The organism is Brevibacillus sp. GCM10020057 (assembly GCF_042683565.1).
In the GTDB taxonomy this organism is placed as follows: Bacteria; Bacillota; Bacilli; order Brevibacillales; family Brevibacillaceae; genus Brevibacillus.
Genome location: NZ_JBHUJW010000023.1, coordinates 76315 through 88190, shown reverse-complemented (window position 1 = coordinate 88190; position 11876 = coordinate 76315). Strand labels below are relative to the sequence as shown.

Annotated in this window: 12 protein-coding genes; 11 read left to right on the top strand and 1 reads right to left on the bottom strand. The window is 55.4% G+C overall.

The features are described from left to right. Positions 1 to 50 precede the first annotated feature (50 nt). The 4 genes from ACFSO0_RS07310 to ACFSO0_RS07295 all read left to right on the top strand — a co-directional run bounded on the left by ACFSO0_RS07310 (position 51) and on the right by ACFSO0_RS07295 (position 4524). Positions 51 to 809 carry a DUF4931 domain-containing protein gene (locus ACFSO0_RS07310; protein WP_376878452.1) on the top strand — a complete coding sequence of 253 codons (759 nt, stop codon included), beginning with the start codon at positions 51 to 53 and terminating at the stop codon, positions 807 to 809. A 12-nt stretch (positions 810 to 821) separates the two neighbouring features. Further along, positions 822 to 1682 (top strand): GNAT family N-acetyltransferase, encoded by an 861-nt coding sequence (locus tag ACFSO0_RS07305; RefSeq protein WP_376878450.1) that lies wholly within the window; start codon positions 822 to 824, stop codon positions 1680 to 1682. A 107-nt stretch (positions 1683 to 1789) separates the two neighbouring features. Next, positions 1790 to 2926 (top strand): virulence factor, encoded by a 1137-nt coding sequence (locus tag ACFSO0_RS07300; RefSeq protein WP_376878448.1) that lies wholly within the window; start codon positions 1790 to 1792, stop codon positions 2924 to 2926. Between the two features lie 305 nt (positions 2927 to 3231). Then, on the top strand, positions 3232 to 4524 hold the full coding sequence (locus ACFSO0_RS07295; protein WP_376878446.1) for a phytoene desaturase family protein: 1293 nt from the start codon (positions 3232 to 3234) through the stop codon (positions 4522 to 4524). A 117-nt stretch (positions 4525 to 4641) separates the two neighbouring features. Here the strand turns inward: ACFSO0_RS07295 and ACFSO0_RS07290 are convergent, their stop codons facing one another. After that, complete coding sequence (locus ACFSO0_RS07290; protein WP_376878444.1) at positions 4642 to 5451, bottom strand: serine hydrolase; 810 nt, start codon at positions 5449 to 5451, stop codon at positions 4642 to 4644. A gap of 248 nt (positions 5452 to 5699) precedes the next feature. Between ACFSO0_RS07290 and ACFSO0_RS07285 the strand changes: the two genes are divergently transcribed. The 7 genes from ACFSO0_RS07285 (at position 5700) to yhbY (ending at position 11871) form a co-directional block, all read left to right on the top strand. Continuing rightward, positions 5700 to 7325 carry a peptide ABC transporter substrate-binding protein gene (locus ACFSO0_RS07285; RefSeq protein ID WP_376878442.1) on the top strand — a complete coding sequence of 542 codons (1626 nt, stop codon included), beginning with the start codon at positions 5700 to 5702 and terminating at the stop codon, positions 7323 to 7325. Positions 7326 to 7553: 228 nt separating this feature from the next. Further along, positions 7554 to 8606, top strand: coding sequence for a DNA polymerase IV (locus ACFSO0_RS07280; RefSeq protein WP_376878440.1), 1053 nt, complete (start codon positions 7554 to 7556; stop codon positions 8604 to 8606). Between the two features lie 12 nt (positions 8607 to 8618). Next, positions 8619 to 8819 (top strand): hypothetical protein, encoded by a 201-nt coding sequence (locus ACFSO0_RS07275; protein WP_376878438.1) that lies wholly within the window; start codon positions 8619 to 8621, stop codon positions 8817 to 8819. 146 nt (positions 8820 to 8965) lie between these two features. Continuing rightward, positions 8966 to 9490, top strand: a complete 525-nt coding sequence (locus ACFSO0_RS07270) for a YqeG family HAD IIIA-type phosphatase (protein WP_376878436.1) — start codon at positions 8966 to 8968, stop codon at positions 9488 to 9490. Further along, positions 9490 to 10608, top strand: a complete 1119-nt coding sequence (yqeH, locus tag ACFSO0_RS07265; RefSeq protein ID WP_376878893.1) for a ribosome biogenesis GTPase YqeH — start codon at positions 9490 to 9492, stop codon at positions 10606 to 10608. Before ACFSO0_RS07270 ends, yqeH begins: the two co-directional genes overlap by 1 nt. Positions 10609 to 10685: 77 nt before the next feature. Further along, complete coding sequence (locus ACFSO0_RS07260; RefSeq protein WP_376878434.1) at positions 10686 to 11540, top strand: shikimate dehydrogenase; 855 nt, start codon at positions 10686 to 10688, stop codon at positions 11538 to 11540. A 40-nt stretch (positions 11541 to 11580) separates the two neighbouring features. Beyond that, positions 11581 to 11871 carry a ribosome assembly RNA-binding protein YhbY gene (gene yhbY, locus ACFSO0_RS07255; protein WP_376878432.1) on the top strand — a complete coding sequence of 97 codons (291 nt, stop codon included), beginning with the start codon at positions 11581 to 11583 and terminating at the stop codon, positions 11869 to 11871. Positions 11872 to 11876 lie beyond the last annotated feature (5 nt).

The following is an 11876-nucleotide window of genomic DNA, read 5'->3' as shown; positions in this document are numbered from 1 at the left end:
AATGATTTCCGTGTAAAGTTAGAGTATTGGCAATGAGGAGGATTATGCGGATGATGCAGACGCATTTGCATTTCAACATGCACATCGGCCGAAAAAAACCGGAGAGCATCACCAACCGCGAGACTGCCTGTCCGTTCTGCGACACAGACAACCTTACGGATATATTGGAACGGCGCGGGTCGATGATTTGGCTGATGAACAAGTTTCCGGTCTTGCAGGATACATACCAGACCGTCCTGATCGAATCGGATGACTGCGATGGGGACTGGTCCGTCTACTCCAAAGAACATGCGCACGAGCTGCTCGCATTCGGGCTGGAAAAGTGGCTGGAGCTTGACGACAGCGGCGCCTTCCAATCCGTTCTGTTCTTCAAAAATCACGGCCCCTATTCAGGCGGCAGCATCCGTCACCCGCATATGCAAATTGTCGGCTTGAACAAGTACGATTATCGCAGCCAGGTGAAGGAGAGCGATTTCGAGGGGGTCCTCATCGACCGGGCGCGGGGAGTGGAATTGAACCTCTCGTCACACCCTCGGGCAGGCTTTTATGAATACAACGTCATTCTTTCCAATTGGGACGGATTGCCGCGAATGGCGGAATACCTGCAAATTTTGGCGCACTGGATTCTTCATCACGCCAATCGCCGCTGTCTTAGCTACAATTTTTTCTTCTACCGCAGCAACGGCAGGATAATCGCGAAGGCTGTGCCGCGCTTTGTGACCTCGCCGCTCTACATAGGCTACTCCATTCCGCAGGTGGCGAACAACCTGGAGGAAGTGGCGGCCGAAATCAGACGTCAGTATTTTTAGGAGGCCCAAATCATGAAGCATCTAATCAGCGAAAAAAGCAAGTTGTCGGCAGATGAGCTGGCAGCGGTCAAACAACTGGTAAATGTGTGCAACGAGCACGACGGCATCGATTTGAAAGTCAACCCGGACATGCTGGCGAATCGCTCTGGCACCCATACGGAAGATTTTTTGTGCTATGTGGGGGAGCAGCTGGTCGGCTTTCTCGGCATGTACGTCTTTCACGGCGGGGAGGCCGAAGTGAGCGGCATGGTTCATCCCGACTATCGCAGGCGGGGGATATTTCGGGCGCTGCAAGCGCGCGCCGCAAAGCATTGCCGGACGCGAAACATTCCGCACCAGCTGTTTATCGTGCAGCGAGCGTCTAAGTCGGGCAAGGCGTGCATGGAGCAGCTTGGAGCCAGTTATCAATTTTCAGAATATTGGATGGACCTGGACAGCGGAAAGACGGCCAAACCTGCTGCTGACATCGAGCTGCGCGCGGCAGGTCCGGAAGATGTGGAGACCGTGATCCGGCTGAATGTCCACGGCTTCCAGATGGACGAGGCTCGCGCCAGGGAAATGAGCATCCGCGTGGAGCAGGAGGCTGACGCGAGGACCTTCCTGATCTTCACAGACGGCAAGCCGATCGGGAAGATCAGCGCCAAGGTCACGGACGGCGAAGGCTTTATCTACGGTTTTTGCGTGCATCCCGATCACCAGGGCAAAGGCTACGGCCGCCGCGCGCTGGCCCGTACCATCGAGTTGATCCGGGCGCAGGGAGCAGAGCGGATGTCGCTGGAGGTCGCCTCCGAAAACAGCGGGGCGCTGGGCCTGTATGAATCGTGCGGGTTTGTCGTCCGGTCGGCAAACGACTATTACAAGCTGCCGCTGTAGCCGCGCAAATTGTACGGAAATGCACCGCAGATTGGATATGCGGCCCAATTCCGTGCTACGATTAAAGGGATTTTCGCCCACATGCGGATAAAGGAGTGACAAAAGCCATGAAACTGTTGTCCATCGAACCGACGCCCAGTCCGAATGTGATGAAGCTGAACGTCGACGAGCGTCTGCCGGACGGTGTCCAACATGTCTATACAAAAGAAAAGGCAGCCAGCTCCCCGGAGCTGATGGGGAAGCTGCTGGCGATTGATGGAGTCGCCTCGATCTTTCACACCGCTGACTTCCTCGCGCTGGAGCGCAAAGCGAATGCGGACTGGCAGCGCATTTTGACGCAGGCGCGGGAGATTTTTGCGACAGGCGAGGGGGCGGCCGTGCCCGTGGTTGTCGCGGGAGAGGCGGCGGCGTTCGGGGAAGCGCAAGTATTCGTGCAAATGTTCCGCGACATTCCGATGCAGGTCAAAGTCACGATGGGGACGGAGCAGATTCGCGCTGCGCTGCCGGAGCGGTTTGGCCAGGCGGCGATGCGTGCCGGGTCGGCGTCGCAGAATCTGATCATGGAGCGCAAATGGGTCGAGCATGGCGTCCGCTACGGGGACTTGCGGGAGATCGGGGAAGAAGTCGCGCAGGAAATTACAGCCGCGTATCCCGAAGCCCGCGTGGAAGAATTGGTCGAAAGGGCGCTGCAGCTTGGCGAAGGGGATGCGCCTGCCCCGATCGTACGGGAAAAGAAAAAGGTCACGCTGGAAATGCTGGACGACCCCGACTGGCAAAAACGTTACGCTGCTCTGGAACGGATGGAGCCGAGCGAGGAAGACCTTCCGGTGCTGGAAAAGGCATTAGCGGATGCCAAGCCGTCCATTCGCAGGCTGGCAGTCGTTTACTTGGGGATGGTCGGGGGTGACGCCGTTTTTCCCTTGCTGTTCCGTGCACTGAAGGACGATTCCGTGTCGGTCAGACGGACGGCTGGGGATACGCTGTCCGATCTGGGTGATCCGCGGGCGATCGCTCCGATGTGCGAAGCGCTGGCGGACCGCAACAAGCTGGTACGCTGGCGGGCGGCGCGCTTCCTGTTTGAGGTCGGAGATGAATCGGCCCTCCCGGCTCTGCGTGCAGCGCAAAACGATCCGGAATTTGAAGTGAGTCTGCAGGTGCAGATGGCGGTAGAGCGAATTGAAAGCGGAGTAGCTGCCAGCGGAACGGTCTGGCAGCAAATGACGCGCAGAAACGAGCAAAACTAGCAAGGGTTTGCGGGCTTCGTGCGAGCGGCCGCGCGATAATCAGCAGGATATACCTTCCGCGCAAGGGAATACTGCGTAAGAGGTCATCGCTCTCGCGTACAGGCGACAGCTGCTCCGGGAGCGGGCTTGCACGGGATGGGAGAGGAAACAGTCATCATGGAGCACATAAGGAAATGAGTGGTATCTATCAGTATAAAAATGTACACAGTTCAATAATGGTTGACTTCCACGGGATCTATCCCTTATTCTAGGATAGTGTTTTCACCATGTCATCAACATTGAGAGTAGCGTAGGGGAGATTGTGTATGACAACCAATCACTATGACGTTGTGATTGTAGGCGGAGGACTGGCTGGTCTCTCCAGTGCCGCCTATCTTTCGGCGAAAGGAAAAAAAGTAGCAGTTTTGGAGCGCGGACAGCTTGGCGGTCGCGCCGTCACATTGAAAATCAAAGGCTTCAATTTCAACTTTGGCGCCCATGCGATCTATGCCCGGGACAGCTCATTTTTGCGGACGTTTGAAAAGGAATTGGGCCTTCACATTGATTGGCAAGACTTTAATCCGACAAAAGCGAAGTACGATATCGGAGACGACTTGACGGCTGTTCCAGCGAACATACAAGGACTGTTCCAGACCAAGCTTTTGAAAGGTATGGACAAAGTATTGTTTACGTTTGAAATCTTGAAAACGATGCTGAAGATGGAAACGGGCCATCCGCACATGTCCATTCAAAAATGGATGGAGAAGCAGCAAGTGAACGAGGAAGTTAAAGACATGATGCTGACACTGGCGTCCTCCAACTTCTTCACGCGCGAGCCGGAGAAAATTCCGTCCGACGTGTTCTTTACCTACTATAGCCGTCTGTTCAAGACGAACAAGCCTGTGGCCTACATCGGCGGGGGCTGGCAAGCGCTCATCAATGAATTTGTCCGTGTCATCGAGGCGAACAACGGCGTCATTTTGACGAAAACAAAAGTGGAAAAATTCAATGTAGAAGAAGATCACGTCGTGGGAGTCGTTACACCGGAAGGCGAAATTACGGCAGATGAATTCATCAGTTGTATCCCGCCGAAAGAGATGGTCAAGGTGTTCGCCGGAACGCGCCTGGAGCATGCCATTGCCCAGCACGCCGAATACGAGCCGACCGTCGTCATGGTGTACGACATCGGCCTGAAAGAGCGCATCGACGTGCCGTACTCGTACATCTACGACAAGCAAAACAACATCTTTATCACCGATATTTCCTACTACGACCACACTTGCGTTCCGGAGGGCGGACAGTTGCTGCAGGCGACTGCGTATATGCGCCAGTCCGAGGTGGGGAACAAGGAGATCGCCGAGCAACGCAAGCTGGAAATCGAAGCGCTGTACGACAAGCACTTTGCCGGCTGGCGCGAGCAGTTGGTCGTTCCGCGTGTTTCCGCGCGTGCGATCGTGCAGGAGATCAAGTGGACCATGAACCAAAAGCCGATGCCTACGTTTTTGCCAGATTACCGGAACCTGTTCTTCGCAGGCGACTGGTGCGAAGGCCAGGGACAATTGTCCGAGCTTTCTTTCTCGAGTGCATGGAATGTATCTCAATTGATTTTGGAAAAATAGTATAGAATGATCTGCGGGTGTTTCTCATTCGGCATGAGAGGAACACCCGCTTTTTTCGCTCGCGCGTCGGGCAGCAATAAAAAGACCCCGCCGGATCAGGCGGGGATAGAAGGATCGCTATGCTTGCCGGTACAGATCGTAGACGAGCCGGCCAATCTGGGCCATGACATCGGCGGCCGGCTTTTGCTCCAGCCCTCTGTTTAACAGGCAGATCGTGACTGCGTGATTGCCCAGGTAGAGGATGCCCGTGTCGTGCGTGATCTTGGTGACAGAGCCTGTCTTGTTCGCGAACTCCCATTTCGGCACCATGCCGATGAACTCGCCGTCCGGGTCCGGGAGAAGCAGGGGAATGCGGTCGCGGTGCTGCTGCTGTTTGAGGATTGCCACCATTTTCAGACAGCTGTCGTAGGAGAGAACTTTTCCCGTCGCCAAATAGCGGAACAGGGAGCCCATGTCGGCCGCCGTCAGTTCGTTGTAGCCTTCCAGCTCGGCGGGCACTACCATCAGCTTGTTGTAGAAGCGGCTGTTGACCATTTCCGTCTTTTGCATGGCGCTGCGGATGCTTTCTGTCCCGACCAGGTCGATCAGGATGTTCGTCGCGGAGTTGTCGCTTTGAATGATCATCAGCGTGACGAGGTCCTGCACAGTGAGTTCCGTACCCGGTGTCATATGCTGCAGGACGCCGGCTCCGCCCACGAGGTCTTCGCGGCGCAGCTTGACGGTCTGCCCCAGCGCGATCCTGCCTGCATACGCTTCTGCGAACACGGCCACCATGATCGGGACTTTGATGATGCTCGCTGCGTAGAACCTCTCGTTTTCATTGAACGCCAGCTTCTCTCCCGTATGCAGATCTTCCAGATAAACGCCCCAGTCGCCGCCAGCCTTTTCGGTCAACTGCGCGATGGGGGTGGCTAAACTTGAAAGCATTCGATCCATCTCCTTTTTTGTGTAACGAAATTAGCGAGATCATTACTCATTCGGGAGCGCATAGCTGCAGTCCTGCTGTGGCCGTTTACAGGTTTCCCGCGGCAAATGCCCGTCTGCAAATCGTCTTTCAGATAAAGTTTTTATCTTGATAGAAGTTTTCTGATGTAGACAAATTTTTTTCAAGACAATATGATTTATTCATGCTCCTAACAATCAAGACAAACGATTTCAGAGACGGGGGTTTTTTGATGAAACGGTTACAGAAACTGTCATTTTGCGCGTTGCTGCTGACGAGCCTGGCTTTTGCGGGCTGTGGTGCGCCGCAGGGGAGCACGACGGGGGAACAGGCTCCTGCAGCAGAGCAGGCAGCGGCCCCGCAAACCATGCAAGTCAACCTGAGTACAGGCGAACCGAACACCATCGATCCGGGACTGGCAGAAGATATCCCTTCGATGTCTGTTGCCCGTGCGGCATTCGATGGCCTTTTGCGCCTGAATGAAAAGGGCGAGCTGAAAGAGGCGATTGCAGAGAAGTACGAAGTGTCGCCGGATGGGCTGACGTACACGTTCCATTTGCGCGATGCGAAATGGTCGAACGGGGACCCGGTTACGGCCCGCGACTTTGAGTATGCGTGGAAACGCGTGCTGAATCCGGAGACGGCATCGGCCTACGCGTATCAAATGTACTATCTGAAAAACGGGGAAGCGTACAACGCCAAAAAGGCAAAAGCGGAAGATGTCGGAGTCAAGGCGACAGATGACAAGACGCTGGTCGTGACGCTGGAAAATCCGGCCCCGTTCTTCCCGGAGCTGGTTGCATCCGTCACGTATTTCCCGGTCAATCAAAAAGCGGTGGAAGCAAACAAAGACTGGGCTTCCAAGCCGGAAACCTACGTGGGTAACGGCCCCTTCGTGCTGAAGACGTGGGAGCACAAATCCAAGATCGAATTCGTGAAAAACGACTCCTATTGGGACAAAAATTCCGTCAAGCTGTCCAAGCTCACGATCAACATGATCGAAGATGCGAATACAGAGCTGTCGATGTTCGAGAACGGAGACCTGGACTGGGCGGGCTCTCCGCTGGGCGATCTGCCGCTTGACGCGCTGGAATCCCTCAAAGATTCGGGGAAAATGCAGACGCAGGCGACAGCCGGGACGTACTGGTACATTTTCAATACGACACAAAAGCCGTTTGACAACAAAAAAATTCGCCAAGCCTTCGCCACAGCGGTCAACCGCAAGGAGATCACGGAGAGCGTCGTGCCGTTCAAGAGCACGGTTGCGCTGGACATCCTGCCTCCGACGATGGCGCTGAATCCGGATGGCTACATCAAGGACGGCGATGTCGAGACAGCGAAAAAGCTGCTCGCGGAAGGCATGAAGGAAGAAGGCATCACCAAGCTGCCTGAGCTGACGATTGCCTACAACACGACAGAGGTGAACCAGCGCATCGCGACAGTTATTCAGGACCAGTGGCGCAAAGCGTTTGGCATCGAAGTCAAACTGGTGAATAAAGAAAATAAAGTACACCGCGAGCAAATGAAAGAAGGCAACTTCATGATCGGGCGAGCCAGCTGGATCGGCGACTTCAACGACCCGATCAACTTCCTGGAAGTATTCAAAGGCGGTCTGAATACCTCGAAATGGGAAAACAAAGAGTTCCTCGATCTCCTGGCTCAATCCGCAAAAGAGGGAGACGCAGAAAAACGCAAAGAAATCCTCAAAAAAGCGGATGCGATCGTCATGGATGAAATGCCTGCCATGCCGATCTACTACTTCACCTACGCTTGGGTGAAGCAGGACAGCGTAAAAGATGTCGTAATCGACGCGCTCGGCTTTATCGACTTCAAATACGCTTCCAACGAGAAGAAATAGAAAACCGGGAGCTAGACAGGTGAAATAGGAAGCGGCATAAAATCGCGCCAGGCGAAGCGGTATACAAATAAGAAAAGCGGAAGGGGTTGTCTCAAAAAGTTGAGTTTTTTGACTTGGAGACGCCCCTTTTGCCGGCATGAGGGCGATGGGTGCCTGTCCCTTGCGCGTACGCTCCAAATCAGGGATAATACTTGCATACGAGAATGTATGTTTGGTGGTATCCGGCTCATGAAAAAAATTTTGCATCTGGATATAGACGCATTCTTTGCCAGTGTCGAGCAGCTCGACAGACCGGAGCTGCGGGGAAAGCCGGTCATCGTAGGGGGGACAGGCAACCGCGGAGTCGTGTCCACTTGCAGCTACGAAGCGCGCAAGTTCGGGGTGCGTTCCGCCATGCCAGTCGCGTTGGCCCGTAAAAAATGCCCCCAAGGCATTTTTTTGCCCGTACGCTACCCCAGATATGTAGAGAAATCGGCAGAGGTGCGCGACATTTTTTCCGCCTATACGGGACGTTACCAGACGGTCGGGTTGGATGAGGCCTATCTGGACGTGTCCCATTACGAAAATGCCGTTCCGGTCGCCAGAGAAATCAAGCGGAGGGTGAAGCGGGAGACGGGCTTGACCTGCAGCATCGGCCTGTCCTACAACATGTCGCTTGCCAAGATCGCGAGCGACCTGAAAAAGCCGGATGCGTTTGTCATCATCCGCCCGGAGCAGGCGCTGGATGTCTTGCGCCCGCTGCCGATCGGTACGCTCAATGGCGTCGGCAAAAAGTCGCAGGAGCTGCTGGCCAAAAAAGGGATCAAGACCGTCGAAGATTTTTGGCAGCTGTCGCTGGATGAGGTGGTCGCCCTGTTCGGCAAGTTGGGCAGGGCACTCTACTATCGGGCCAGAGGCGAGGACAACCGGGAGATCGAGCCGCATCGCCCGCACAAGTCGACGAGCAGGGAGACGACCCTGCCATTCGACTTGTACGACCGCGACTCTATCGCGCCGATCGCACACTCGCTCCTGCGCGAAGTCGAAGAAGACGTCCGTCAGGAGAATGTCGTTCCCCAGACGATCACGCTGAAGATCAAATACGCGGATTTCACGCAGAGGACCAAGCAGCACAAGGCCGCTGTCGGCGCGAACTGGCAGGAGCTCTTGGACGATTTGCTCGATGCTTTTGACTACGCGGCAGGAGTACGGCTGGTCGGAGTAGGCTTCTCCAACTTCGCAGAGCCGCAGCAGGAGCGGTACGAGCAGCTGACGCTGTTTCCCTGGAAATACGGGAGGTAGGGAGGAACGCTGGTGGAAGGGTCGAATGCGTATCATTGCTGCGCGTCCTGTATTCACTTTCGCGTGGAGAAGGCGGCGGGGAAAGTCACTTATCGCTGCTCGCGGCTGACGTACGAGACGCAGCCGCATTACCGGTTCCAATGCTGGTCTCCGCGCGAGTCTGTCCGTCGGCTGATGGAGTCCCGGCGGGAAAAAGTCGAGGGAGAGTCATGACAGCCCAACCCCCGACGCACAGCGGCGCGGGGGTTTCGTCATTGCCGCCGGTGCTGGCGCTTTTTCTTTTGCAACCAAGTGGCCGATTATGGTATAGTAAGTGCCGAAATCGCGGTTGATTGCTTCACATTATTTGGAGGTGCCCCGTGTTTTTACAGAAGCTGGTACCTAATCAGTTCGTGGAATCAATCCACCACATTGATATAGATCAATTGAAACGTAATCGCATTCGTGCCGTGATCACCGATCTGGACAACACGCTGGTAGAATGGGACAGGCCGCTCGCAACCCCGGAGGTGGAGATGTGGCTTGCGCGACTGCGCGACGCAGGCATACAGGTCACGGTGGTCTCCAATAACAACCAGCAGCGCGTCGAGTGCTTCTGCAAGCCCCTCGGCATCGGGTATATCAGTGCGGCTCGTAAGCCTACTAACCGCGCTTTTCTGCAGGCGGTGCGCCAGATGAACGTGACCATCGCCGAGACTGTCGTCATTGGCGATCAATTGTTTACCGATGTGCTGGGAGGAAATCGGCTCGGATTTCACACGATTCTGGTCGTGCCGGTAGCCCAGACAGATGGTTTTTGGACGCGTTTCAACCGTCAGATGGAACGATTGGCTCTTATTTGGATGGAACGGAAAGGAATGGTTTCGTGGAGGAGAAAAGCATGATGGATCAGACGGCTCTTGCCTGTGCAGGGTGCGGAATCGCGATTCAGACGGAGGATGCCAAACGGCCAGGCTATGCGCCGCCGTCAGCGCTGGGCAGGAAGAACGTCATTTGCCAGCGCTGCCATCGGATCAAGCACTACAACGAAGTGGCCCCTGTCAGCATGGGGGATGACGATTTCCTGCGGATTCTGGACGGCATCGGCTCTACGCAATCCCTTGTAGTCATGGTCGTGGACATCTTTGATTTCCAGGGCTCCTGGCTGAAGGGCTTGCCGCGTTTTGTGGGCAAAAATCCGATTTTGCTCGTGGGCAACAAGGTCGACTTGCTGCCGCGCAACATCAATCTCAACCGCGTGCGCAACTGGATGCAGCACGAGGCCAAGGAGCGCGGCCTGCGCCCCCAGGATGTCGTCCTGATCAGCGCGGCGAAGGGTCAGCACATCGACGAGCTGCTCGCCCGCATCGGAGAGCTGCGCAATGGGCGTGACGTCTACATCGTCGGCGTGACCAACGTGGGGAAATCCACGATGATCAACCGCATTTTGCACGATTACGGTGCAGCGGAGCTGGAGATCACGACATCTCCGTTCCCGGGCACAACACTGGACAAGATCGAAATTCCGCTGGAAGACGGGCGGTCCATCTACGATACGCCGGGCATCATCAACCGGGATCAGATCGGGCATATGATCTCACCGACAGATTTGCGTACAATTACGCCGCGAAGCCGGATCAATTCCAGGGTGTACCAGCTGGACGACCGCCAGACGCTGTTCCTTGGCGGACTGGCCCGCATCGATTTCGTCCAGGGCCATCGCCAGCCTTTTGTCATTTACGTGTCCAACGACTTGTATATTCATCGCACGAAGCTGGAAAAGGCAGACGAAGTGATGGAAAAGCATCATGGCACCCTGCTCGTTCCGCCGACAGGCGGAGATGCGGCGAGAGCGTTGCCGCCGTTTGTCAAACATTCGTTTAAAATCAAGCCGACCGGAATGACTACCGACATCGTCATCTCCGGTTTGGGCTGGGTGAGCCTGCAGGGCAAGCATGACGCCAGTGTCGTGGTTCATGCGCCCAAAGGGGTAAGCGTAGGGATCAGAAAAGGGTTGATCTAGCTCCGTCGGAGAAAAAGGCGCCGTCCTTGTTCCCGCGCGTCTGAAAAAAAGAGGTCATTAGGGGGTAGGAGAGCATCGTGATTACGAGTAAAACAAAGCTGGTCGGCCTGTTCGGCCATCCGGTTTCCCATTCACAATCGCCAATGATGCATAATGCCGCATTTTCGGAATTGGGCTTGGGCTTTGCCTACGTAGCCTTTGATGTCGCAGCAGACAGTCTGGAGGATGCCGTCGCGGGGATTCGCGCGCTGGGGCTTGTGGGAATCAACGTGACGATTCCGCACAAGGTGGCCATCATGCCGATGCTCGACGAGATCGATCCGCTGGCGAAGCGCATCGGGGCAGTCAATACGGTCGTGATCAAGGACGGACGCCTGATCGGCTACAATACGGACGGCATGGGATACGTGCGCTCTCTCGAGGAGGAGACGGGCATCCAGCTCGACCAGCAGATCGTCACCATGGTGGGTGCAGGCGGAGCAGCTCGTGCGGTAGCCTTTACTCTGGCGGAAAAAGGGGTCAAGGAAATTCGCATCATCAACCGCTCGCGGGAACGAGCGACGATCCTGGCAGAATCCTTGCAATCCATCGTCTCGACGAAGATCGTGGAGCAGGGAGAAGGAAAAGAAGCGATTGCCGACGCTTCGCTTTTGATCAACACGACTTCGATCGGGATGCTCCCGAACGTGACCGAAATGCCTGTGCCCAAAGAGTGGCTGCACGACCGACTGATCGTAAGCGATCTCATCTACAATCCGCTCGAGACCAGGCTGCTCAGCGAGGCCAAAGAAATCGGCGCCCGCGTCCATTCCGGCATCGGCATGTTCGTCAATCAGGGAGCGCTGGCCTTTGAACTGTGGACAGGGAAAAAGGCGCCGACGGAAATCATGCGGGAGACGGTCCTGCAACAATTGACAAAAACAGCAGAATAAAATAAATCGATCCGATGAATAGAACGAAGGAGGCATGCCGATGTTGACCGGCAAGCAAAAGCGCTTTTTGCGCGCAGAAGCGCATCACCTCACCCCGATTTTTCAGGTGGGAAAAGGCGGCGTAAACGAAAACATGATTACCCAGATCAAGGAGGCGCTGGAAGTGCGCGAATTGATCAAGGTCTCCATTTTGCAAAACAACAGTGACGACAAGCATGAAGTCGCAGAACAACTGGCGGCGGGAGCAGGAGCGGAGCTGGTGCAACTGATCGGGCACACCGTCGTCCTGTACAAGGAATCCCGGGAACACAAGACGATCGAGCTGCCGTAGGCGAA